The organism is Foliimonas ilicis (genome assembly GCF_039939195.1).
Lineage (GTDB): Bacteria > Pseudomonadota > Alphaproteobacteria > Rhizobiales > Rhizobiaceae > Foliimonas > Foliimonas ilicis.
Genome location: NZ_JBDUUH010000004.1, coordinates 316,305 through 340,886 on the forward strand (window position 1 = coordinate 316,305; position 24,582 = coordinate 340,886).

Below are 24,582 nucleotides of genomic sequence, written 5' to 3' on the forward strand. Positions count from 1 at the left end.
CGCACCTCTAAAGGGCGGTCGTGGTGTAAATGCGCAAAAAACAAAAGGGTTTCGTCACATCGCCTGACTCGAAGTAACATTTCGTCAGAACGCGCTTTTCTTGGAAAACTCTTCCGCGACACTCGCTCCTTCAACAATCGCCTGTCACCGCACTGTCATGGCCCTGCGCTACCCGATCCCTCAAAGCAAATGGGGAATCGCTTTGCCATGATCGGCCTTTCATCGGAAATCGCTGTTGCCGGACGACGCAAAATTGGCAACGCCGTCTACCAGAACCGGGTTTTGTCGAAAGAAGGACTTTCCGAGCGGTTCTTCACCCTTCTGTTTTCCGGCCTCGTCTATCCGCAGATATGGGAAGACCCGGAAGTCGATATGGAAGCGATGGAACTTACTGAGGGGCATCGCGTCGTCACCATCGCATCGGGCGGCTGCAATGCGCTGGCCTATCTGACCCGCTCTCCCGCCCATATCGATGCGGTCGATTTGAACGCCGCCCACATCGCGCTGAACCGTATGAAACTTGCCGCCATGCGGCATCTGCCGAGCCATGCGGATTTGTTCCGCTTTTTCGGAAGCCCCGGCAATACGCACAATTCCCTCGCCTATGAACAGTTCGTCGCGCCCTATCTCGATGCGTCCAGCAGGGACTATTGGGAAAAGCGCAACTGGCGCGGCAAGAAACGCCTCGCCGCTTTCGACGACAATTTCTACCGCGGCGGCCTTTTGGGCCTTTGCATCGCGATGGGCCACCGCCTCGCACGCTTCTATGGCGTGGACGTCTCCGAACTGATGAACGCAAAGACGATGGAAGAGCAGCGTCGCTTCTTCGATGAAAAGCTTGCGCCGATCTTTCAGCGCCGCCTCGTGCGCTTCGCCACATCGCGCAAATCTTCTTTGTTCGGTCTTGGCATTCCGCCTGCGCAATATGATTCGCTGATCACATCGGGCGATGGAACCATGGCGTCGGTGCTTTCCGCCCGCCTCGAAAAACTCGCCTGCGATTTTCCGCTGAAAGACAATTATTTCGCCTGGCAGGCGTTTGCGCGCCATTATGCCAAAGATGGTGAGGCGGCGGTTCCGGCCTATCTGGCCACTGAAAATTACGGAACCATCCGCAAGAACCTCGACCGCATTCAAATCCACCACGCCAATTTCACCGAGCTTCTCGCGCAAAAGCCTGCCGGTTCGGTCGATCGCTTCATTCTGCTCGACGCGCAGGACTGGATGAGCGACGAGCAATTGAACGCGCTCTGGACGGAAATCACCCGCACCGCGGATGCAGGTGCGCGTGTTATTTTCCGCACCGCAGCCGAACCCAGCATTTTGACCGGACGCGTCTCGCCTGCGCTGCTCGACCAATGGTCTTATAATGAGACGCGCTCGCGCGAATTGTCGGCCAAGGATCGTTCGGCGATCTATGGCGGCTTCCATCTTTATGAAAGCAAGAGATGAGCACGCAAGCGGCCACCCCGCATTCGGCGATGATGGATGGCATCTATCGCCATCAGCGTCACATCTATGATCTGACCCGCAAATATTATCTGCTTGGCCGCGACAGGCTGATAGAGGAGTTGGATGTTCCGGCAGGCGGCAGCGTGCTCGAACTCGGCTGCGGCACCGGGCGCAACATCGTGCTTGCCGCGCGGCGTTATCCCGAAGCGCGATTTTTCGGCCTCGATATTTCCAGTGAAATGCTTGAGACGGCAAAAAACTCGCTCGCCCGGCAAAATCTCCGTGCGGTTACGCTGGCGCGCGGCGATGCGACGGATTTCGACCCCCTCGCACTGTTCGGCGAGGAGAAATTCGACCGCATCTTCCTGTCCTATGCTGTCTCCATGATACCGGGCTGGGAGCGCTCCATCGCTGCCGCATTGCAAGCGCTGGCACCGGATGGCTTTCTCTATGTCGTCGATTTCGGCCAGCAGCAGCGCCTGCCATCATGGTTTCGCTCAGCCCTGCACGGCTGGCTTGCCAGATTTCATGTCGAGCCGAGACAGACGCTTGCCGTTGAAATGGAAGGCCAGGCAAAGGCAGAAGGCCGCGCGTTCCAGTTCACCTCGCTTTATAAAGACTATGCCTGGCTCGCCTCCATCGGCCCCGTCACTCGGACGCCTTGACCACCGCCCAGACCAGCCCCTGCGGCTGATAGCCGAATTTCGATGGCGTCAGGCCAAGCCGCACGATGACCAAGCCCTTCGACGGTATGATTGCCGCCGACTGCCCGTCATGGCCAAGCATCCAATATGTATCGGCAGGCAGGCCGAAACGTTTGTCCGGGTTGGTGTCGGTGTCCCCGCGCGCCGGTCCTTTCAGCCATAGCTGCCCGCGTCCATACCATCCGTCCGATGCCAGTGCTGCCTGCCGCATCCACGAGACGAAACCTTCCGGCAGGATTTCCGCGCCTTTCCATGTCCCGTCCTGCAACAAAAATTGTCCGAAACGCGCCCAGTCCCTCGCCGTCGCATAGAGATAGGACGAACCGACATATGTGCCTGCGGCATCCATCTCCATCACTGCATTGTTCATTCCAATCGGCGAAAACAGCGAATCCTTCGGCCAATCGACAGCCTGATCGGTGCCGACCGCATCCTGCCAAAGCCGCGAAAGCATGACTGTCGTGCCGCTGGAGTAATTGAACAGCTTGCCAGCCTCACCGGCCAGCGGTTTGGTCTCGGCAAACCGCGCCATGTCGCTTTCGAGGAAAAGCATGCGTGTAACATCGGTAACATCGCCATAATCCTCATTAAATTCGAGGCCGCTGGACATGCCCATCAAGCTGTCCACATTGATTGCGCTGCGGCCGTCCGCATTCCATGCCGGGAAAAGCCCGCCGCTCTCGATATTCATTTTTCCGGCCTTCACCGCAGTACCAATCAGCGCGGCATTGACCGTTTTGGTCATCGACCAGCCAAGCAGCCGGGTCTTGTCGGAAAAGCCATCGGCATATTTTTCACCGACGATCTGGCCGTCGCGCACCACGACGATGGCGCGCATGCCCGGCCCGGCCAGTTGGCTGTCGTTCAGGATCGCTGCAATTTCGGGCGATGGCGGCGGAACCTGCCCGCCATCCGGCCACATGCCCTCGCCCTGCGCGGCTTCCACGAGCGGCCCGGTCACGACCCGGTCGACATCTGCCGGACCGTTCGGGAACGAGGTGCAGCCGAGCCCTTCGCGGTAGATCGCGACGCTTTTGCCAAGCAAGCCGAAAAGCCCTGCGGTAACAGTTCCGGTACCTTCATCGACATCGACGGACATCAGCCGCAACAGCGGATGCCCCGGCGCTTGCACATCGACCTCCAGGACGTCTTTCGGATTGCGCCCGGCAAGAAAGACATTCGAGCATACGATTTTCGCTGAATAACCCGATCCGACACGAATGAGATCAGGCGGGAAAAAGCCGAGCCAGGCGACCAGAGCAACCACAGCCAGTACCACCAGCCCGGCAGTCCATTTCAGTATTTTCAGCAAAAACTTCATGAAAACGCTCCTCCAGCGCGCTGAAACTCATACATTTTCAGGAAAATTTGTAGTCCTGACGCAAATTTTATCGCAGCCGATCCGCAATCAATACAAAATCAACCATACTGGACCATGACGGATGGGTGCAGGCTCGCTGCTTGGGGTTGGCGGTCTTGCAAATCATTAAAAGCCGTCAATGCGGCCAGTCAGTCCCGGTCAACAGGAGCATCCATGCGCCGTATCGCCATTATGATCATGCTCGGCCTGCTCGCAGCCTGCACGACCATTGAAGATCTGGCGCCTGTCGGCGGCTCGTCCAGCCCGGTCGCGTCGCGCGGCAGCTCTGCCGGTCATGGCGCGGTCATGGTTCGCCATCCCCGCTTCGGCGATCGCAAGCCTCACACATGGACCGGCCGCGACCCGTGGCAGCATGCGGTGCATGGCACGGACGTCTCGAAATACCAGACCTCTGTAGATTGGGAGAAGGCAAAGGCCAGCGGCATTTCCTTCGCCTTCATCAAGGCGACCGAAGGCGGCGACCGCTTCGATGAATATTTCAATGAGCATTGGAAGGGCACGAAAGCCGCGGGCATTCCGCGCAGCGCCTACCATTTCTACTATTTCTGCCGTCCGGCATCCGAACAGGCGGCATGGTACATCCGCAACGTGCCGCGCGATCCATCCGCCCTGCCGCCCGTTCTCGACATGGAATGGAACCATCTTTCGCCAAGCTGCAAGCTGCGCCCTTCGCCAGCGACCGTGCGCGCCGAAATGAAGATATTCCTCGACATAATCGAGCGCCACTACGGCAAGCGCCCGATCATCTACACATCAATCGACTTTTTTGACGACAACAACCTTGCCAGCTTCAAGGGCTATCCCTACTGGTTGCGCTCGGTCGCAGGCCACCCCGCCGAACGCTATGGCCCTCACCCCTTCACCTTCTGGCAGTACACCGGCACCGGCATCGTTCCGGGCATCAAGGGCGATGCGGACATCAACGTTTTCCACGGAAGCGAAGCCGCCTGGAAGAAGTGGCTGAGCGAAAACACAAATTAAGGTTGCGTTTACTTATTGGCGACCTGTGGCATCTAAGCACTGTGTTTGCGCCCAAGTAAAATGCTATCTCCGGTGGAACAACGCGCACAAAGTGCGTGAGACCAGCATTCTGCCCGCATTTTGACATTTCCTGCGGGCACAGGTGCCTGATCCATACAGGAGATCGACAATATGGGTTTTCGAGTAAGTGCCTTGGCGGCCCTGCTTTCCGTGACTGCGGCATCGTCTGCGCTGGCGCAGGAGTGCGGCGGCGACTTCAACGCGTGGAAAGAGGTCCTCTCGACCGAAGCGACCGCCGCCAATGTCGGCGAGCTTGGCCATGCAGCGCTTACCCGCGCCGACATCGACACGCGTGTCCTGCAACGCGACCGCACACAGCACGTATTCAGCCAGACCTTCGTCGAATTCTCCAGCCGTATGATTTCGGATTACCGTCTGAAACAGGGTGCGGCAAACCTCAAGAAATACGCCGATGTATTCGACCGCGCAGAAAAGGAATATGGCGTTCCCGGTCCGATCATCGCGGCATTCTGGGCGCTGGAAACCGATTTCGGCGCCGTGCAGGGCGATTTCGACACGCTGAACGCGCTCATCACCCTTTCGCATGATTGCCGCCGCCCCGAACTTTTCCGCAAGCAGATCATCCCGCTCCTGAAACTGATCGACCAAGGCGTTTTGCCAGCCGATGTGAAGGGTGCATGGGCCGGTGAAATCGGCCAGACGCAGATCCTGCCCTCCGACTATCTGGGCCGCGGCGTCGATGGCGATGGCGATGGCATCATCGATCTTCGCAACAGCGTACCGGACGTTATCATGACCACCGGCAACAAAATCCTGTCGCGCGGCTGGAAGCGCGGCCAGCCCTGGATCGAGGAAGTGCGCGTTCCCGACGAAATGCCGTGGGACCAGACCGGCCGCACGAACAAGCTTTCCATGAAGCAGCTTTCCGAATGGGGCGTTACCAAGCGCGACGGCTCGCCGCTCGACGACAATGGCCTGCAGGCTGGCGTCGTGCTGCCAATGGGCCACAAGGGGCCTGCCTTCCTCACCTACGATAATTTCGACGTTTATCTTGAGTGGAACCAGTCAGCGACATATGCGCTGACCGCTGCCAATCTCGCAGCCCGCCTTGCAGGACAGCCCGCTTTCGACAAGCGCTCGCCGCAGGAAGGCCTGACCGGCGACTCCATGAAAGCCCTCCAGCAGAAACTGCAGGACAAGGGCTACGATGTCGGCGGCATAGACGGTATTCTCGGCACCAACACCCGCGAGGCGGTTCGCCAGGAGCAGATCAAGCTTGGCTTGCCTGTTGACGGCTGGCCGACGCAGGAGATGCTGGCGAATCTATAAGCGAATAGCGAATAGCGAATAGCGAATAGCGAATAGCGAATAGCGAATAGCGAATAGCGAATAGCGAATAGCGAATAGCGAATAGGCTAAGAATTCATGATGTTAGGTCAAATCAAATCGAACTTCCCTATTCGCTAATTACTATTCGCTATTCGCTCAACTTCCCATCGTCTCCAAACTCGCCAATCCCTGTGGGGCCTCGCCTTCCTCGAACGGCGTCGTGACCTCCACAAACGTATCGGGATAAAACCCGTTGAAGCGTGTGCGCAGCGACAGCGAATAGGCGCCTATGTGGCCGATTTCGATCCAGTCGCCGGTGTCGATCGTCTCCGGCAGCCAGAACGGTCGCGACAAGATATCGACGGAATCGCAGGTCGCGCCGCAGACCTTGAACGGCACGATGGTCTTTTCCGAACCGTTACGTGAACGGATCGCCGGATCGGGAATGAAGCGCGCAGGCAGCGTTATCTTGCCGGTCCACGAATCCGACAGCGACGCCCAGATGCCGTCATTGATGTAGAGCCGCCTGCCCTTTCGAAGCAGCACCCTTACGATCAGCGAGAAGGCGCGCGCGACGATGACGCGTCCGGGTTCGGCGACCAGCGGCATTTCATCGAACTGCCATTCCTTGAGATCGCCGCGCAGCCGCGACATCAACTGGCCGATGGATGGCATTTCGGGTTTGCGGCTGTTCGGGTCGCGGCCATATTCGGCCGGGAACCCGCCGCCGACATCGAGACCGGCCAGCGGAAAGCCGATGCGGTTTCGCACCCAGTCGGCAGACGCAAGCGCACGCTCATAAGTGTCGGGGTCTTCGATCTGGCTGCCGACATGAAAGCAGATGCCGACCTTGTAGCCGGTGCGATGCAGGCGCTGCGCGAGTTCGACGGCGTTCGCTGGTCCCGCACCGAACTTCTTCGACAGTTCGTAGGCGGCCTGTCCCTTGGTCTGGATGCGCACGAAAACGGTAATCGAACCGGGATCGATGTCGAGCGCACGAACGATGCGGGTCAGCTTGGCGATTTCGTCTTCATGATCGATCGCGATCACGCGAATACCGTAGCTTTCCAGCGCCAGCCGAATGTCGGACTGCGCCTTGACCGGGTGCATGTAGAGCATCTCGGCATCCGGCGCGACCTGACGCACGGCTGCGAATTCGCCCGGCGAGGCGACGTCGAACGCTTTGACGCCCGCCTCGACGAGCGTTTTCAGAACCAGATGCTCGCCATTGGTTTTCACCGCATAAGCGGTTTTTCCCGGAAACATCTCCATGAACTGAACGGCGTCAGCCTTCAGCACTTCGGGCCGAAAGCAGTAAATCGGATCGTCGGGGCGAAGCGTAAGCGCCGCCTCCTGTGCATTCTCGAATCGCTGCATGAATGCTCCTTGCTTGCGCTGGTCTGAACCTAACGCATCAGGCGGTAAATCGGAATCGCTTTTCCGTTCGATGAATGGCCCTGGCCGAAGCCGTGCCGGATTAGCAGCGCGGATAAAAATGGTGCCGGCAAATCGGCATCCCTCTTTCGAGCCTATCCGGAAGCGGTAGAACGGCACCGATAAGAATTATTTTTTAACCATGTTCCGGCGCGAATTGGGCAACGAAAACAAGGCGAAAGAGCCACAAAAACGTCGCTTTATTCACAATTCCGTCGCAATGCAGCATGTTTTACGCTTGCCTGCGCCTGAAACTCCCCTAGACTCCAATCACCGGTCTGACGCGAAAATCCGATACGGAAACTTTAATTTCCCGGAAAAAGCGCTGCGGAAACAGAGGCTTACCTGCATTCATTAGATGTAGGAACAGTTGGAAGAGGAGGCGACTTATGGGACTGACACGGCCAATCAATACATTAATGATTTGCGCTGCGTTTGCAGTTATCGGCGCCTTGATTATGGGATTCCTTCCATAGCCAAAAGCAGGTGGATCAAACTACGTCAAAGGCCGGGCTTAACGCCCGGCCTTTTCGTTAGGAGGCAGCTCTGAGGTTGCGTGCTTCGACAAGCTCAAGCAGCAGCCGAATTCTCCACCTCATGAGAACGAATGCCGATCATGTGGCAGATGGCGAAGACGAGATCAGCGCGGTTCATCGTATAGAAGTGAAGGTCATTCACCCCGCGCTCGATGAGATCCAGCACCTGCTCGGCGGCAACGGCGGATGCGACCAGCGCATGCGTCTGCGGATCTTTCTGCAGACCGTCGAAACGCTCGGCAAGCCAGGCAGGAACATGGGTGCCGCAACGGCCGGAGAAATTGGCGACCTGCGCAAAATTATGCACTGGCAGGATGCCAGGCACGATCGGGATATAGATGCCTGCGCGGCGGACGCGTTCGACATAGCGCTCGTAAAGATCGTTATCGAAGAAGAACTGGGTGATCGCCCGCGTTGCGCCATTGTCGACCTTGCGCTTGAGCATATCCATGTCGGTCGCGAAATCCGGGCTTTCCGGGTGTTTTTCGGGATAGGCCGAGACGGAAATGTCGAAATCGCCTGCAGCCTTCAGCGCGCCAGTGAGTTCGGCAGCGTTCGTGTAGCCATCGGGATGCGGCCTGTAGCGCGCGCCGACGCCCTCCGCCGGATCGCCACGCAAGGCGACAAAGCGCTTCACACCCATATCGGCGAATTCCGCGATGACCTGATCGACGTCGGCTTTGTCCGCATCGACGCAGGTGAGATGCGCGGCGGGCGTCAAATCTGTTTCTTTCAGGATGCGCGAGACGGTGCGTGCGGTGCGTTCGCGGGTCGAGCCGCCTGCCCCGTACGTCACGGAGACGAAATCGGGCTGCAAGGGCGCGAGACGCGTGACCGTGTCCCACAGCCTTGCTTCCATCTCGTCGTTCTTCGGCGGGAAGAATTCGAAGGAAACGCTGGTCTTGTCGCCAATGTCAGGCTGACGGGAGAAGCGGAACTGGTTCATCAGGCTGTTTCCCGAAAAAGGGTTTCATTATTGGCCGGATCGGCGATCAGCAGACGGCGGTCGCGTCCAAGCCAGAGTTTGACGGTGAGGCCCGCATCGGACGGGCCGGCTGGCTCGAAATCCTGCGTTTCTTCCATGTCGAGACCGGCTTCCGAAAACCATTCCTCGATCTGGCGATCAGAGAAGCCGAGACGCATATGGGCATGCTGCTCGCGCAGGAACTCCAGCGAATGCGGGGCAAAATCCACGATGATCAGGCGGCCGGACGGGCGCAGAAGCCTTGCAGCCTCGCGCACCGCGCGGGCCGGATCGTCCAGATAGTGCAGAACCTGATGGATGCTGACGAGGTCGAAACTGTCGCGTTCGACCGGCGGCGAGAAAATATCGCCCTGCCGGACCTGCGCGGTGGTGACGCCCGCCTTGTCGAGATTTGCACGCGCAACGGAAAGCATTTCGCGCGACATGTCGATGCCGACGCCGCGACGATAAAGCGGTGCGAAAATTTCCAGAAGGCGACCGGTGCCGGTGCCGAGATCGAGCATCGACTGGAACGGGCGCTTGCCGACGACCTTGAGAAGTGCGGCTTCAACGGCTTTGTCAGGCACATGCAGCGAGCGGATACGGTCCCAGCTCTCGGCGTTTTCGCTGAAATATTCGGCGGCGCGATCCTGCCTGCGACGCTTCACGGCAGCGAGACGCTCAAGGTCGCGCTCGACCTGTTTGTCGTCGTCATGAAGCTGCGAGACGAGGCCAAGCACGAAATCGCGCGCCCTGTCTGAATCCGACAGGCGGAAATAGGCCCAGGAGCCTTCCTGATAGCGGCCAATGAGACCGGCTTCGAGAAGCAGCTTCAGATGGCGCGAGACGCGCGGCTGCGACTGGTTGAGGATCTCGGTGATGTCGGAAACGGTGAGGTCGCCGCGCGAAAGAAGCCACAGAATACGCAAGCGGCTGGATTCAGCCGCCGCCTTCAATGTATCTACCATCGTATCGAGAGTGACACGCATATCGCTATTTCTCTTTGTAAAAAGACATAAACATATCTTTATGTGATGAAAGCCGGTTTGACAATAGGAATTGTCGTTTCTGGCAAAGATACTGCATCGGCCCGAAAACCGGAATCGGTTGAGGAAAGCACGATGCAGCAAATTTAAATGCCGCATTGGTCGGGAGCTTGAGCATGTTCGAAAAGCGCGAGGGGGAGATTGCCCTGCCAGACGATCCCGCGGATGTAGCGGCAGACGGGCATATCGTCTTTATCGGACGCATTGTTTCGCCGTGGAAGCAGCGCTCGGAATGTCCGAAGAACATGCGCCAGGCACGCGAGACCGAGCAGAGTGCATGGGTGAACATCGATGCGCAGTTTCGACCGGGGCTGACCGGTCTTTCCAATGCCAGCCATGTGATCCTGCTAAGCTGGCTGCACCACGCTCCGCGGAATCTGATTGTTCAAAAACCGCGCCATGCCACGGAACAGAAAGGCGTTTTCGCGCTGCGCTCCCCTGCCCGCCCGAACCCGCTCGGCCTGCATGTAGCAAAGCTTCTGTCGCTCGACATTGAAACGGGACGGCTGGAAATCGACGCGATCGACGTGCTGGACGGAACGCCGCTAATCGACATCAAGCCCTATTTCGCGTCCATCGATTCCTTTCCCGATGCGAGCATCACCGGGCGTGACGCATGACGACCGGACGGCAACGCGCCATTGCCAAATCGCTGACGGCACTGCTGCCGATGGCGCCCTATGCGGACACCGAAGCGATCCGCACGGACGCGACGCGCGTGCATATGAAGACATTGCCGCCGGGCATCGCGATCTGGCTGGCGACGGTCGCCCATGTCCGGCATCAGCACACGGATTACGAAAAACTGCTCGAAGAAGGCTACGACCGGGATTCGGCGCGGTTCTTCGTGGTCGATCAGATCAATGCCGTGCTGACACGCTGGCGCGCCACGCGCCTGCTCGATCCTGATGAGGATGAGAGTTAGCGCCTTCCTTTTTTAAACGGAAACGCTGGCTGGACAGCACCCCCCTCTGCCCTGCCGGGCATCTCCCCCTCAAGGGTGGAGATTATCTTGTCATGAACGAGCGGCACCAATTTCTGACGTTGCAGAATGAAGGCTGAGAGTTGTGTCAGCCAATCTCCACCCTTGAGGGGGAGATGCCCGGCAGGGCAGAGGGGGGTGCCTCGCGATTACTTCCAAGCAGGAACCGCTTTAACGCCGATAAACCCATTGCTCGGACACCCGCACGGAAATCTCCTCGCCCTGCTCGATCTTGCCCGGCTTTTCCACCCAGGCGACAACACCGCGCAGGCGCTTCGCGACTTTTGGGAAAAGCAGCGATCCGGCGTCGATATCGGCCATGCCCGCGCGCTCGGCGATGAGCTTTCCGGCAAAGCGGCACGGGCCGTTCTGGGCATCGATCTTCAGCGTTACGCCGCCCTTGAAGAACAGCATGGTGCCGGCGGGCAGCATGGAAAGCTGGCGCACGCCATCCATCAAAAGATTGGCACCGACCCATTCCGGCTTGATCTCATCGAGTTCCATGCGCTGGGCGACGATTGCCAGTTCATCGGGCGCGACGATGGAGATTTGCCGCTCGTTGCGCATTTCCGTGCCGCGCGGATACCACGGCTCGCGTCCGCCGGAGCGGCGCGTGTAACCGGCGTGGAAATCGCCCGCAATGCCTTGAAAATCGAGTGTCAGCGATTGCACCGTGCGCGTCTCGAAATGGTCGCGCGGCGCATCGTAAACACCCGCAGCGACGGCATTGAGCTTCATCGCGGGCAGGATTTCGACGGCGTCGTCGGCCTGGAACAGATCAAGCATAATTTTCTCCGAACACCCGCATCAGGAGCCTCGCACGCGAAACGAACCGCAGTAATTCATGGTCGGCGTCGAATGAAACACGAAATCGAACCCGCCCAATGCCGTCTCATCAATGATGATAAGCGTGTTCGAGACGGAAGATGCCAAGGTCTTGCATTGTTCAACACATTCGGGGCCGATCAAGGAGGTCAGATACGTCCAGTTGATGTCGAGACCCTTGCCGTCCGTACCCCAGATCGTTTCGATCATATCGCTGTCGAGATAACCGCAACCTAACTCAGCCTCCATGGCCCAGATGGGATTGCGATCCTCCCATGCTTTATATTCCTCCTCCGAAACATTTTCTCCGGGTTCGGGCTCCCATTGTTCTTGCGAAAAGCCCAACGCATCCGCCTTGGTCGCGAATGACGAGATGAAAATGTGCAAATGACGAGGCTTGGTTTCCATTTGTGCGAACGATGCTCCTTCCATCACGCGTCAATTGGATCGCACCACCACCGCTTGTCCAGACAAAATGTTTGATGGGAAGATAAGGGCTCTACATCCGCCGCAGCAGCACGCCGCCGATGGAATATCCTGCGCCGAACGCGCAGAGCAGGCCAAAATCGCCGGGTTGCATATCGGCATGGTTTTCCGAAAACGCGATGATCGCGCCGGCAGCGGCCGTGTTGCCGAGCTTTTCCAGAACCATCGGCGCGCGGTCGTGATCGACCTCGTGGCCGAAGGAGAGCTTCAGGATCATCGCATTCATGCGCGCATTGGCCTGATGCAGCCAGAAGCGGCGGATGCTTTCGGGTGTCAGCCCGTGTTCGGCAAGGAAATCCACGATGAAGCGATGGCCCGCGACCGTCACTTCCTTGAAGACCTTGTTGCCCACCTGCTTGATGAGATTGCCTTCCATCGAAATATAGGAGGGGTCTTTGGCGGCAGTGCGCGTCATGTAGCCAAGATTGGTGCGGATATTGTTGGAGAACTGCGTCCAGGTACGCGTTTCCATGACCTCGAATTTCGCCGCATGGGCGCGGCGCTTGTCGAATTTCTCGACGATGACGGCGGTCGATGCATCGCCGAAGATGAAATGCGTTTGCCGGTCGCGGAAATTCAGATGGCCGGTGATGATTTCGGGCGTCACGACAAGAATGCGCTTATGCGCGCCGGAGCGAACGAGATTGACCGCGACATGCAGCCCGGCGGCAGCCGACGAGCAGCCCAACCCCATATCGAACCCTGTGCCTTCCGCACCGAGCGCCTGCTGGATTTCAATCGCGATTGCCGGATAGGGCCGCTGCTGATGCGCGGCAGCACATATGACCAGATCGATTTCCGACCCGTCGAGTTCCGCATGCTCAAGAGCTTTTCTGGCCGAAGCGATGCCGAATTCGGCCTGCAGCGACAGTTCGTCGTCACCGCGTGCCGGAATGCGCGGCGTCATGCGGTTCGGATCGAGAATGCCTTCGCGCTCGATGACATGACGGGCTTTGACGCCCGATGCGTGGAAGATGAAATCGGCGTCGGATTTCTGGAGAGGCTCCTCGCCCCGCTTTTCACGTTCGGGATTTTCCTGATCCACCCAGGCGTTGAAGCTTGCGACCAGTTCTTCATTGGTGATCGATGCATCGGGAATTTTTACGCCGATACCGCTGATGATGACCCGATTCATGCTTTTACTGTCCTGTGCGCGATCTGATCCGGCACTTGGCGCGGAATCGCTGTCGCCAGCCAGAATCGCATCGCAACAGTTTACGTCCGCTTAAGCAAGTTTTCAAAAACCGGCCGTCATTTCCGCTGGGCAACGATGAACAGGCGCGGGAAGCGCAAAAGCACCTTGCCGTCGGCAGAAGGTGGATAGGCATCCGCAATCCGCGCGCGATAATCGCTCAGGAATGCCTGTTTTTCATCCTCTGGAAGCGGATCGATATAGGGTTTCAGGCCTGTGGATTTCACCCACTCCACAACTGCATCATTGTTCGCCAGCGCATGATTGTAGACCGTGTGCCAGATATCGATGCGCGCCGCGTTGGAACTGAACAAATCGTAATATTGCCCGACCGAAGGCAAAGGCTTGCGCGAAATGGAAGCGAATTTTTCGGCAAAAGGCATCGCCTTCACCGTTTCACGCATCAGCACATGCACCGGCTCGGCCAGATTGTCGGGCATCTGAACGGCAAGAAAGCCGCCCGGCGCCATAAGCCCGAACAGACGCTGCAGAATTTGCGGATGCTCCGGCAGCCACTGGAATACGGCGTTGGAAAAGATGACATCGACCTGATCGTCCGGCGTCCATGTCGCCGCATCGGCAAGCTCGAATTCCAGAGACGGCAGACGCTTGCGCGCCGCCTCGATCATCGCAGGCGATGTATCGAAACCGCTGACCTTCGAGCCTGGCCAGCGCTCGGCCAGCAATTCGGTCGAATTGCCCGGCCCGCACCCGACATCCACGGCATGGCGCGGATTGGTCAAAGGAATCTGGGCCAGAAGATCGCGCGACGGCCTGGTCCGCTCATCCTCGAATTTGAGATATTGAGAAGCGGACCAGTCAGTCATTTTCCAATCCTTTAGCGCGTCAGGCGCTTATACGTCACGCGGCGCGGGTTGACGCTTTCGGGGCCGAGACGGCGGATCTTGTCCTTCTCGTAATCCTCGAAATTGCCTTCGAACCATTCGACATGGCTGTCGCCTTCGAATGCCAGGATGTGCGTTGCCAGACGGTCGAGGAACATACGATCGTGGCTGATGATAACGGCGCAGCCTGCGTAGTTTTCCAGCGCGTCTTCGAGCGCGGAAAGCGTTTCCGTATCGAGATCGTTGGTCGGTTCGTCGAGCAGCAGCACGTTGCCGCCATTCTTCAGCATCTTGGCAAGGTGAACGCGGTTGCGCTGACCGCCGGAGAGATTTCCGACCCTCTGCTGCTGATCACTGCCACGGAAGTTGAACGACGAGCAGTAGGCGCGGCTGTTCACTTCATGCTTGCCGAGCTTGATGATTTCGGCCCCGCCAGACACTTCTTCCCAGACGGTCTTGCCAGCATCCAGAGCATCGCGGCTCTGATCGACATAGCCGAGCTTGACCGTTTCGCCGACGCGGAAATCGCCCTTGTCGGGGGTTTCCTGACCGGTAATCATGCGGAACATGGTGGTCTTGCCCGCGCCGTTCGGTCCGATGACGCCGACGATGCCGCCGGGCGGCAGCTTGAATTCGAGGTCTTCGATCAACAGGCGGTCGCCATAACCCTTGCTGATATTGTCGGATTCGATGACGACCTGACCGAGACGCTCACCCGGCGGGATGACGATCTGCGTGTCGCTCGGCTTGCGCTGATCGGCCTTTTCGAGAAGCTCTTCATAGGCCTTGATACGCGCCTTGGACTTTGCCTGACGCGCCTTCGGGCTGGAGCCGATCCACTCGCGCTCGCGCCAGATCGCCTTCTGGCGCGAATCGTCTTCGCGGCCTTCCTGAACGAGGCGCTTGGCCTTGGCGTCCAGATATTTGGTGTAGTTGCCCTCGTAGGGAATGCCGCGGCCACGGTCGAGTTCGAGAATCCAGCCGGTGACATTGTCGAGGAAGTAGCGATCATGGGTGATGATCAGCACGGCGCCCGGATATTCGCGCAGGTGCTTTTCAAGCCATGCGGTCGTCTCGGCGTCCAGATGGTTGGTCGGTTCGTCGAGCAGCAGAAGGTCCGGCTGCGAAAGCAGCAGCTTGCAGAGTGCGACGCGGCGGCGCTCGCCGCCCGAAAGCTTGGTCACATCGGCATCGCTCGGAGGGCAACGCAGCGCTTCCATCGCCATCTCGACCTGCTGTTCGAGATCCCAAAGATTCTGCGCGTCGATGATGTCCTGAATCTTTGCGGCCTCGTCAGCCGTCTCGTCGGAATAGTTCATCATGAGTTCGTTGTAACGGTCGAGCACCGCCGTTTTCTTGGCGACCCCTTCCATCACATTGCCCATCACGTCCTTGTTCGGATCGAGATCGGGCTCCTGCGCCAGATAGCCGACAGTCGCGCCTTCGGCGAGCCAGGCTTCGCCCGACCATTCCTTGTCGAGACCGGCCATGATCTTCAGAACGGTGGACTTACCCGCGCCGTTCGGACCCAGAATGCCGATCTTGGCATCCGGGTAGAATGAGAGGTTGAGGTTTTCGAGAACTTTCTTGGTGCCGTATGCCTTGTTCAGACCGGCCATATGATAAATGAATTGGCGTGCCACGCTCGGCTGATCCCTGATCTGTTGAGGAGTTTGGGCGCTATGTAGGCGAAACTGCGCCACGGGGCAATGCCGCAAGGACGCTTCGCCGCACATGAAAACGACCGATGGGGGCGGTCAGTCATGCCATTCGATGAAATCAGGAAAATCGCTTCACCGACAGGTGCGACGCTCAATCTCCACATAAAGCGCGCAGTGGAAAAGCCGCGCGGCGTGGTGCAGATCAATCACGGCTTTGCCGAACATTCGGCTCGTTATGCCCGTTTTGCGGACTTTCTGGCGGGCCATGGATTTCACACCTACGCGCATGACCATCGCGGCCACGGTGCGACCAAAGCGCCGGATGCACCGATAGGTAGGCTGGCGGCCACAGGCGGCGCGGAACGGGTGATCGAGGATGTGCTCGCGATCCACGATCTGATTGCGCAGGAAAATCCGGGACTGCCCGTCATCGTCTTCGGCCATTCGATGGGCGGGCTGATCGCACTCAATTTCGTGCTGCGGCACCCTAAGCGGGTGGACGCTGCGGCGATCTGGAATGCGAATTTTTCCGCCGGGCTTTTGGGCCATGCGGCGCGCTTAATCCTGCGCTACGAGCGATTCAGGATGGGCGCTGACGTGCCATCGCGCCTCATTCCAAAACTAACCTTCCGCGACTGGTCGCGCAAAATTCCCGACCGCAAGACCGATGCCGACTGGCTGTCGCGCGACGAGCAGGAAGTTGCGGCCTATGTGGCAGACCCTCTAAGCGGCTGGGACGGTTCCGTCTCCATGTGGCTCGACGTGTTCGACTTCATCTTCTACGGCGCGGACGATCGGAACTTTGCGAATGTCCGCAAGGATTTGCCGTTCAGTCTCGTCGGCGGCGAAAAAGACCCGGCGACCAACAATGGAAAGGCTGTGCAGGAGCTGGCCAGCCGCATGCGGCGAATGGGATTTTCGAATCTGGTTTCAACGATTTACCCGCAAACGCGACATGAAAGCCTGAACGAGTTGAATCGAAACATCATCATGCAGGATTTCGTGGATTGGGCGGTCCGCGTTCTACCTGGTACAGAGGTTCGGCGGTGACATTGCCCGCGAATATTTGTTAGACCGGATCATCTTAAATTCGAAACGGTATTCATGGCATCTCCTCCCCTGAACGGCATACGCGTCATCGAGCTTGCTCGCATTCTTGCCGGTCCATGGGCCGGGCAGCAGCTTGCCGATCTTGGTGCGGACGTCATCAAGGTGGAAAATCCCGACGGCGGCGACGACACCCGCAAATGGGGTCCGCCATTCGTGACCGGCCATGACGGGGAAAACCTTTCGGCTGCCTATTACCACGCCTGCAATCGCGGAAAGCGCTCCATAGCGGTCGATTTCTCGACGCCGGAAGGCGCTGAAACCGTGCGCCAACTGGTGGCGAACGCGGATGTGCTGATCGAGAATTTCAAGCTGGGCGGGTTGAAGAAATACGGCCTCGACTATGAAAGCCTGAAGGCGATCAACCCGAAGCTCGTCTATTGCTCAATCACCGGCTTCGGGCAGGATGGCCCCTACGCGGCGCGCGCCGGTTACGATTTCATCGTTCAGGGCATGTCGGGCCTGATGTCCATTACAGGCCCGGCAGGCGGCGAGCCGCAGAAGGTGGGCGTCGCGGTCACCGATATTTTCACCGGCCTCTATTCGGTCATCGCCATTCAGGCAGCCCTTCGCCATGCCGAAAGCACGGGTCAAGGCCAGCATATCGACATGGCGCTTTTCGATTCGCAAATCTCGGTGCTGGCGAACCAGAATCTGAACTATCTGGTTTCCGGCAAACCGCCGGTGCAGATGGGCAATGCGCACCCCAACATCGCGCCATATGAAGTGCTGCCGGTGGCGGACGGGCATTTCATTCTGGCTGTGGGCAATGACGGTCAGTTCAAGCGGTTCTGCGAGGTGATCGGGCTGGGCGATTTGCCGGGCGATCCCGACTTCGCGACCAACTCCGCCCGCGTCGCCAATCGCGAGCGGCTGCGCCCGCTTTTGCTTGAAAGGCTGGCCACGTTCGAACGCGCGACATTGCTGGGTCTACTCGAAAAAGCAGGCGTTCCGGCAAGCCCGATCAACGATATCGGCGAGATGTTCGCCGACCCGCAGACGGTTGCGCGCGGCATGCGCCTCGACCTTAATGACGGGCATGGCAACAGCCTGCCATCGGTGCGCGCGCCGATGGTGATGGGCGGCACGCCTCTGATCTACGATCGCCCCTCGCCGCGTCTTGGCGAGCACACGGCGGAAATTCTTGCTGAACTGGAGAAGACCAGACGATGAAAACCGGCGGCCAACTGATTGTCGATGCACTCGAAGTAAACGGCGTCGACCGCGTCTATTGCGTTCCCGGCGAATCCTATCTGGCGGTGCTCGATGCACTGCACGATTCCAGCATCGACACGGTGATCTGCCGTCAGGAAGGCGGCGCGGCGATGATGGCTGATTGCCACGGCAGGCTGACCGGCAAGCCCGGCATCTGCTTCGTCACGCGCGGTCCCGGTGCGACCAACGCCTCCGCCGGTATCCATATCGCCTCGCAGGATTCCAACCCGCTCATCCTGTTCATCGGACAGGTGGCGCGCGGCATCAAGGAACGCGAGGCGTTTCAGGAGGTCGACTACAAGCAGTTCTTCGGCAGCATCGCCAAATGGGTCGTCGAGATCGACGATGCCGCCCGCGTGCCGGAATTAGTAACACGCGCCTTTGCGGTCGCGACGTCCGGCAGACCCGGCCCGGTCGTCATATCGCTGCCTGAAGACATGCTGAGAGATTTGGTCGAAGCGCCTGCGGCATTGCCGTTCCAGCCGGTCGAAACACGTCCGGGCGCAGAAGAAATTGCAACGCTGGAAGACATGCTTTCGCGCGCCGAGCGGCCCTTCGTCATTCTGGGCGGCACGCGCTGGAGCGAGGATTCCGTGCTGGAAATGTGCGCCGCGCTGAAACGCTGGTCGCTGCCGGTCGGCTGCTCCTTTCGCAGGCAGGCACTGTGCGACCAGATGCATTCGAGCTACGCGGGCGATGTCGGCATCGGCATCAACCCCAAGCTCGGCGATTACATCAAAAACTCGGATCTGGTGCTGCTCGTCGGCTGCCGCATGGGCGAAATGCCGTCAGCCGATTACACGCTGCTGAAAAGCCCTTACCCGGACCAGCCGCTGGTGCATGTCTATCCCGACCCGCATGAGCTTGGCCGCGTCTATCGTCCATCGCTTGCAATCAACGCGACCCCTGCCGCATTCGCGCAGGCCTTCGCCAAGACTTCACCGAAGGCCGAACCTGTCTGGGCGAAAAAGACCGCCGAACTGCACGAAAGCTATCTCGAATGGTCGACGCCACCAAAGAGCGGTCCGGGCGACGTCCATATGGGTCCGATCATGGCCTATCTGGAAACCACCTTGCCGGAGGATGTCATAATCACCAACGGTGCGGGCAACTATGCAACCTGGGTGCACCGCTTCCACCGCTTCCGCAAATTCAACTCGCAGGCGGCACCGACATCCGGCTCGATGGGCTATGGCACACCGGCAGGCGTCGCCGCCAAAGGCCTGTTCCCGGAACGCGAAGTCGTGGTCTTTGCAGGCGACGGCTGCTTCCTGATGAACGGTCAGGAATTCGCGACTGCGGTGCAATATGATCTGCCGATCATCGTCATCGTCGTGAACAATGGCACTTACGGCACGATCCGCATGCATCAGGAACGCGAATATCCGGGCCGCGTCATCGGCACGGATCTGCGCAATCCCGATTTCGCGGCGCTGGCAGTGGCTTATGGCGGGCATGGCGAAACGGTCGAAACAACTGCGGATTTCGCGCCAGCTTTCGAGCGCGCGCGCCAGAGCGGCAAACCGTCGATCATCGAGATCAAGCTGGACCCGGAGGCGATTACGCCAGCTAAGACGCTGACGCAGATCCGGGAGAAGCGCTGAGGTTTGGCTTAGGCCCTTCATTTTTAAATAGAAACGCTGGCGGGACAGCGCCCCCCTCTGTCCTCCTGAGCTTGTCGAAGGGCGGACATCTCCCCCACAGGTGGGGCGATTGGCTGTCCGCTTTGCAGGCGCCATATTTTGCAACGATCAAAACTGGCGAAATCATAGATGAAATCTAATCTCCCCACCTGTGGGGGAGATGTCCGGCAGGACAGAGGGGGCGCCTCGTGATTCCGTCAAAGCAGGAACCGCTTTAGCTAGAACCAACTTCCCTCATGCTGAGCCCGTCGAAGCGCGCACCGCACCACTTCAAACCTGCGAAAGCGCCTGAGCCAAATCAGCAATCAAATCATCCGGATGCTCAACCCCGATCGAGAGCCGGATTGTCGAATCCAGAACACCGATCCGCTGGCGCACTTCCAGCGGCACACCCGAATGCGTCATTGCTGCCGGATGGCTGGCGAGCGATTCCGTGCCACCCAGGCTGACCGCCAGCTTGAAGATTTGCAGCGCGTTGAGGAAGGCAAACGCCGCCGCCTCGCCGCCCTTGATGTCGAAGGCGAATGTCGAGCCAGCACCGGTCGACTGGGTCGCGAATGTCTTCCCGGCAGGCGTATCCTCGCCAAGATAGGGCAGATAGGCGACGCGCTTGACCTTTGGGTGCTCGGCCAGAAAATCGGCGACGATGCGGGCGTTGTCGTTCGCCTTTTCCATGCGGATGCTGAGCGTTTCGAGCGAGCGCCCGAGCATCCAGCAGGAATGCGGGTCGAGCTGCGTGCCGATGGCACCGCGCAGCGCCTTGATCGGCTTGGTGACTGCCTTGCTGCCCATGACGGCACCGGCGATCAGATCGGAGTGACCCCCGACATATTTGGTCAGCGAGTAAAGCGACACGTCGATGCCATGTTCCAGCGGACGCTGAAAGACCGGACCGAGCAATGTGTTGTCGCAAACCACAACAGGGCGACTGCCCTGTTTTTCCTTGATCTCGTCTGCAATGCGCCCGATGAGCGCGAAATCCACCAGCGTATTGGTCGGGTTCGCCGGCGTTTCGATGAAAATCACCGAGATGCACCCCTTTGCAACGGCCTCTTCGGCGGCGGTGCGTACGGCTGCTTCATTGACGCCATCGGAAAAGCCGACCGCTTCGATGCCGAAATTCGACAGCGTTTTCGCAAGCAGCGTTTCCGTGCCGCCATAAAGCGGCTGCGAATGCAGGATCACGTCGCCGGGCCGCGCGAAGGCGAGCAAGGTCGTTGCGATAGCCGACATGCCGGACGAAAACAGGATGCAGGCTTCGGCACCTTCGTATACGGCCAGCCGATCCTCGACGATTTCGCTGTTCGGATGGTTGAAGCGGGAATAGACGAGCCCTGCCCCGGTGCCGCTCGGCGGCTCCTTGCGGCCCGAAACGAAGTCGAAGAAATCGCGGCCTTCCTCGGCAGATTGAAACACGAAAGTAGACGTCAGGAAAACCGGCGGCTTGACCGCACCCTCCGAAAGCAGCGGGTCGAAGCCATAGCTCAGCATCAAGGTTTCGGGATGCAGGCGATGATTGCCGATATGGGTCTTGTATGGTCGCGGAGCGGTCACGGGCAATCCTCCAGAATGATTTCAAACCGTCAATCTACAGGAAAAAAGCAGCCAATCCCGGCAATTTTTGTGCGAAAAATGCCCGAATATTTTCCGAAAACACCCGGAAACTCATAAAAAAGGGGCGGTCGCCCGCCCCTTTCTCAAATTTTCTCTCAAAAGCTACTGAATAGCCTTGTCCGTGATTGCGGTCGTGAACGCGCCTTCCGGCTCCTTGGTGATAATCTTCTGGTCGAGCAGCGCCTTGGTGGTGCGCTCGTAAAGTGCCGGATCGAGCTTGCCGTCGCCAACCAGCTTGGCCACTTCGCCCATCATGCGCTTCTGGTGGTTTTCGTCCTGGCCGCCATTTTCCATGACGATTTCGGCTGCCTCGTCAGGATTGTCGATGGCGTATTTCCAGCCCTTCATCGAAGCGCGGACGAAACGAACCATCTTGTCGTCGAAGGCCGGGTCCTGGAGCTTGTCTTCCATGACATAAAGCCCGTCTTCCAGCAGATCGTTGCCGAGTTCGGTGTAGTTGAACACGACCAGATCTTCCGGCTTGAAGCCTGCATCGATCGCCTGCCAATATTCATTGTAAGTCATGACCGAAATGCAATCCGCCTGCTTCTGGATCAGCGGCTGCACGTCGAAGCTCTGTTTCAGAACGGTCACGCCATCCGCGCCGCCTTCGGTCGGCAGGCCGAGCTTGTTCATCCAGGCGTAGAACGGATATTCATTGCCGAAGAACCAGACGCCCAGCGTGTGGCCCTTGAAGTCGGCTTCGGTCCTGACCGGGCCATCCTTCGGGCAGATGAGCTGCAGGCCTGATTTCTGGAAAGGCTGCGCGATGTTGACCAGCGGCACGCCCTTGTCGCGGGCCGAAAGTGCGGCCGCCATCCATGTAACCACCACATCGGCACCACCGCCCGCGATGATCTGTTCCGGCGCGATATCCGGTCCGCCCGGCTTGATTTCGACGTCGAGGCCTTCTTCCTCGTAGAAGCCCTTGTCCTTGGCGACGAAATAGCCGCCGAACTGGCCCTGTGCCACCCATTTGAGCTGGAGCGTAACCTTGTCGGCTGCCCAGGCCTGTACGGCTGCAAGCGACATTGCGCCTGCCAGCATGGAAACGATCAGTTTTTTCATTGCTGTTACCCTCTGTTGTTGTCGTTGTTCTTGTTTTCGCAATTCCGGCCTTACCCGTTGCGCATAGACGGATGCCAGAATGTGGTTGCCCTTTCTGCGAGAGCGATCACCCCATAAAAGACGGAACCCGCGATGGCTGCAACAGCGATTTCCGCCCATACCATATCGATATTCATCCTCCCCACTTCGGTCGATATGCGAAAGCCCATTCCTACCACCGGCGTACCGAAAAACTCGGCGACGATCGCGCCGATCAGCGCCAGCGTCGAGTTGATTTTCAGCGCGTTGAAAATGAAAGGTGCAGCCGCCGGCAGGCGCAGTTTCCACAGCGTCTGCCAATAACTCGACGCATAGGTGCGCATCAGATCGCGCTCCATATGGCCGGATGCCGAAAGCCCCGCCACCGTGTTCACCAGCATGGGGAAGAAGGTCATGATGACGACGACGGCTGCCTTCGACTGCCAGTCGAACCCGAACCACATGACCATGATGGGCGCGACGCCGATGATCGGCAGCGCAGAAACCATATTGCCGATGGGCAGCAGGCCGCGCCGCAGGAACTCGACGCGGTCGGCAAGGATTGCCGTTATGAAACCAGCCGCGCAGCCGATGGCATAGCCGATCAGAACCGCCTTGAAGATGGTCTGATTGACGTCTGCGGCAAGCGTCGGCAGCGAATTCATGAAGCGTACGCCTACCGCACTTGGCGGCGGCAAAAGCACGAACGGAACGCCCGCTCCACGGGTTAAAGCTTCCCAGATGATCAAAATCCACGCGCCGAAAAGCGTCGGGATAACGAGCCGGATTGCAATTCTGGCTGCTCGCGAAGACAGCTTCATGAGAGACAAAATCGTCACCAGACGCCATGCCAGCAGCCACGCGGCGGCTAGAAGGAGATAGAATGGCATTCTCGCCGAGCCATTCTGGCTACCGATTTCCGCGAGGAGCAAATAGACCGCCAGATGCGCGCATATGAAAAGCGTAATCGCGCGTATGCCGACAGCTAGTCGCGTTCCGTCGACCACAATCGCACCGGCAAGAACGGCGAAGATCAGGAACGCCATGAAGGCTGACGCGGCTGGTGCATCCAGACTTACCTCAGCAGTTGAGATAGGTAGCAGAAATGCCGCGATGACGGTAAGTACCGCTGCCAACATAGCCTGCCAGGAGGGACGAAACGCACTCATACCGGGCGTGCTCCCATCGACCGCTCGACGACGCGCCCGACGAAACCGACAAGCGTGACGAGAATGACCGCGACGACAGAGCCAGCGACGAGTGCGGCCCATATGTCGATGGTCTGGCTGTAATAGGAGCCCGCGAGCAATTTCGAGCCGATGCCAGCGACCGCACCCGTTGGCAATTCACCGACGATTGCGCCAACAAGGCTTGCAGCGACCGCGACCTTCATCGAGGCAAACAGGAACGGCACGGATGCAGGCAGGCGCAGCTTCCAGAAAATTTGCGACGGGCTGGCATGGTAGGTGTGCATGAGGTCGAGATGCATGATCTCGGGCGAGCGCAGCCCCTTCACCATGCCGACCGCGACCGGGAAGAACGACAGATAGGTCGAGATGAAAGCCTTCGGGATCAGACCCGTAATGCCGATTGCCGCAAGCACGACGACGATCATCGGTGCGACAGCAAGGATCGGGATCGTCTGCGACGCGATGATCCACGGCATCAGGCTGCGGTCGAGCGTGATGACATGAACGATGCCGACGGCAATCAGAATGCCGAGCGCGGTGCCGAACGCGAAGCCGAGCAGCGTCGAGGAAAGCGTGACCCATGCGTGATAGACGAGGCTGCGATTGCTGGTGGGCTTACGCAGGAACGTGTTCTCGAAAAAGTTGGAAGCGACCTGCGCCGGAGTCGGCATGGTCGGCTTCGGCTGGGATAGCGTCTTAGCGATGAATTCCATCGTTGTGGGGGTTTCACCGGCGCGCCGGTCGAGATCGCGCTGGAACGGGGCGTTGAGGATCACGGCGAAGATGTACCAAAGCACGACGAGGCCTGCCAGAAGCGACAGGACGGGGACGATTTTTTGGCTGGCGCGATCCATTTTCAGCGCCCCCGGCTTAGGGGTTGTGCGTCCA

At 58.8% G+C, this 24,582-nt stretch carries 22 protein-coding genes; 9 read left to right on the plus strand and 13 right to left on the minus strand.

Annotation, left to right across the window (positions count from 1 at the left end; all coding sequences use genetic code 11):
• Positions 1-207: 207 nt before the first annotated feature.
• A complete protein-coding gene (locus ABFT80_RS11920; protein WP_347972124.1) occupies positions 208-1,452 on the plus strand; it encodes a DUF3419 family protein in 1,245 nt (414 codons plus the stop codon).
• Entirely contained in the window at positions 1,449-2,117 is a 669-nt protein-coding gene (locus ABFT80_RS11925) for a class I SAM-dependent methyltransferase (RefSeq protein WP_347972125.1), read from the plus strand. The genes ABFT80_RS11920 and ABFT80_RS11925 overlap by 4 nt, the downstream gene beginning before the upstream one ends.
• Here ABFT80_RS11925 and ABFT80_RS11930 read toward each other — a convergent pair.
• The gene (locus ABFT80_RS11930) at positions 2,101-3,477 is read right to left on the minus strand and encodes a serine hydrolase domain-containing protein (protein ID WP_347972126.1); all 1,377 of its coding nucleotides are present in this window, start codon (positions 3,475-3,477) and stop codon (positions 2,101-2,103) included. The two genes, ABFT80_RS11925 and ABFT80_RS11930, sit on opposite strands and share 17 nt — an antisense overlap.
• Positions 3,478-3,690: 213 nt before the next feature.
• On the opposite strand from ABFT80_RS11930, the gene ABFT80_RS11935 reads away from it, so the two are divergent.
• Together ABFT80_RS11935 and ABFT80_RS11940 are read left to right on the plus strand one after the other, a co-directional pair.
• Positions 3,691-4,518, plus strand: a complete 828-nt coding sequence (locus ABFT80_RS11935) for a glycoside hydrolase family 25 protein (RefSeq protein WP_347972127.1) — start codon at positions 3,691-3,693, stop codon at positions 4,516-4,518.
• Positions 4,519-4,689: 171 nt separating this feature from the next.
• Positions 4,690-5,868: a lytic murein transglycosylase gene (locus tag ABFT80_RS11940; protein ID WP_347972128.1), complete on the plus strand. Its 1,179-nt coding sequence runs from the start codon at positions 4,690-4,692 to the stop codon at positions 5,866-5,868.
• Positions 5,869-6,024: 156 nt separating this feature from the next.
• On the opposite strand, the gene ABFT80_RS11945 is transcribed toward ABFT80_RS11940, so the two are convergent.
• The 3 genes from ABFT80_RS11945 to ABFT80_RS11955 form a co-directional block, all read right to left on the minus strand.
• Positions 6,025-7,245, minus strand: a complete 1,221-nt coding sequence (locus ABFT80_RS11945; protein ID WP_347972129.1) for an alanine racemase — start codon at positions 7,243-7,245, stop codon at positions 6,025-6,027.
• 627 nt (positions 7,246-7,872) lie between these two features.
• On the minus strand, positions 7,873-8,784 hold the full coding sequence (gene metF / locus ABFT80_RS11950; protein WP_347972130.1) for a methylenetetrahydrofolate reductase [NAD(P)H]: 912 nt from the start codon (positions 8,782-8,784) through the stop codon (positions 7,873-7,875).
• Positions 8,784-9,791, minus strand: a complete 1,008-nt coding sequence (locus ABFT80_RS11955) for an ArsR/SmtB family transcription factor (protein WP_347972131.1) — start codon at positions 9,789-9,791, stop codon at positions 8,784-8,786. Before ABFT80_RS11955 ends, metF begins: the two co-directional genes overlap by 1 nt.
• A 173-nt stretch (positions 9,792-9,964) precedes the next feature.
• Here ABFT80_RS11955 and tsaA point away from each other — a divergent pair, with 173 nt between their 5' ends.
• The gene (gene tsaA / locus ABFT80_RS11960) at positions 9,965-10,468 is read left to right on the plus strand and encodes a tRNA (N6-threonylcarbamoyladenosine(37)-N6)-methyltransferase TrmO (protein WP_347972132.1); all 504 of its coding nucleotides are present in this window, start codon (positions 9,965-9,967) and stop codon (positions 10,466-10,468) included.
• The gene (locus ABFT80_RS11965) at positions 10,465-10,773 is read left to right on the plus strand and encodes a DUF2293 domain-containing protein (protein ID WP_347972133.1); all 309 of its coding nucleotides are present in this window, start codon (positions 10,465-10,467) and stop codon (positions 10,771-10,773) included. The genes tsaA and ABFT80_RS11965 overlap by 4 nt, the downstream gene beginning before the upstream one ends.
• A 228-nt stretch (positions 10,774-11,001) precedes the next feature.
• Here ABFT80_RS11965 and ABFT80_RS11970 read toward each other — a convergent pair whose 3' ends face one another.
• The 5 genes from ABFT80_RS11970 to ettA form a co-directional block, all read right to left on the minus strand.
• Positions 11,002-11,616 carry an MOSC domain-containing protein gene (locus ABFT80_RS11970; protein WP_347972134.1) on the minus strand — a complete coding sequence of 205 codons (615 nt, stop codon included), beginning with the start codon at positions 11,614-11,616 and terminating at the stop codon, positions 11,002-11,004.
• A gap of 21 nt (positions 11,617-11,637) precedes the next feature.
• A complete protein-coding gene (locus tag ABFT80_RS11975) occupies positions 11,638-12,063 on the minus strand; it encodes a hypothetical protein (RefSeq protein WP_347972135.1) in 426 nt (141 codons plus the stop codon).
• Between the two features lie 91 nt (positions 12,064-12,154).
• A complete protein-coding gene (locus ABFT80_RS11980; RefSeq protein ID WP_347972136.1) occupies positions 12,155-13,276 on the minus strand; it encodes a beta-ketoacyl-ACP synthase III in 1,122 nt (373 codons plus the stop codon).
• Positions 13,277-13,392: 116 nt separating this feature from the next.
• Entirely contained in the window at positions 13,393-14,160 is a 768-nt protein-coding gene (gene tam / locus ABFT80_RS11985) for a trans-aconitate 2-methyltransferase (RefSeq protein ID WP_347972137.1), read from the minus strand.
• A gap of 11 nt (positions 14,161-14,171) precedes the next feature.
• On the minus strand, positions 14,172-15,821 hold the full coding sequence (ettA, locus tag ABFT80_RS11990) for an energy-dependent translational throttle protein EttA (protein WP_347972138.1): 1,650 nt from the start codon (positions 15,819-15,821) through the stop codon (positions 14,172-14,174).
• 120 nt (positions 15,822-15,941) lie between these two features.
• On the opposite strand from ettA, the gene ABFT80_RS11995 reads away from it, so the two are divergent.
• The 3 genes from ABFT80_RS11995 to ABFT80_RS12005 are packed head-to-tail and all read left to right on the plus strand — an operon-like array spanning position 15,942 to position 19,765.
• Positions 15,942-16,889, plus strand: a complete 948-nt coding sequence (locus ABFT80_RS11995; protein ID WP_347972139.1) for an alpha/beta hydrolase — start codon at positions 15,942-15,944, stop codon at positions 16,887-16,889.
• A 54-nt stretch (positions 16,890-16,943) separates the two neighbouring features.
• Entirely contained in the window at positions 16,944-18,119 is a 1,176-nt protein-coding gene (locus ABFT80_RS12000) for a CaiB/BaiF CoA transferase family protein (protein ID WP_347972140.1), read from the plus strand.
• Positions 18,116-19,765 carry a thiamine pyrophosphate-binding protein gene (locus tag ABFT80_RS12005; RefSeq protein WP_347972141.1) on the plus strand — a complete coding sequence of 550 codons (1,650 nt, stop codon included), beginning with the start codon at positions 18,116-18,118 and terminating at the stop codon, positions 19,763-19,765. Before ABFT80_RS12000 ends, ABFT80_RS12005 begins: the two co-directional genes overlap by 4 nt.
• A gap of 309 nt (positions 19,766-20,074) precedes the next feature.
• Here ABFT80_RS12005 and ABFT80_RS12010 read toward each other — a convergent pair whose 3' ends face one another.
• The 4 genes from ABFT80_RS12010 to ABFT80_RS12025 form a co-directional block, all read right to left on the minus strand.
• Positions 20,075-21,358, minus strand: a complete 1,284-nt coding sequence (locus tag ABFT80_RS12010) for a cystathionine gamma-synthase family protein (protein ID WP_347972142.1) — start codon at positions 21,356-21,358, stop codon at positions 20,075-20,077.
• A gap of 162 nt (positions 21,359-21,520) precedes the next feature.
• Complete coding sequence (locus ABFT80_RS12015; RefSeq protein ID WP_347972143.1) at positions 21,521-22,486, minus strand: ABC transporter substrate-binding protein; 966 nt, start codon at positions 22,484-22,486, stop codon at positions 21,521-21,523.
• 50 nt (positions 22,487-22,536) lie between these two features.
• Entirely contained in the window at positions 22,537-23,673 is a 1,137-nt protein-coding gene (locus ABFT80_RS12020) for an ABC transporter permease (protein ID WP_347972144.1), read from the minus strand.
• Positions 23,670-24,548, minus strand: a complete 879-nt coding sequence (locus tag ABFT80_RS12025) for an ABC transporter permease (RefSeq protein WP_347972145.1) — start codon at positions 24,546-24,548, stop codon at positions 23,670-23,672. The genes ABFT80_RS12020 and ABFT80_RS12025 overlap by 4 nt, the downstream gene beginning before the upstream one ends.
• Positions 24,549-24,582: the final 34 nt, after the last annotated feature.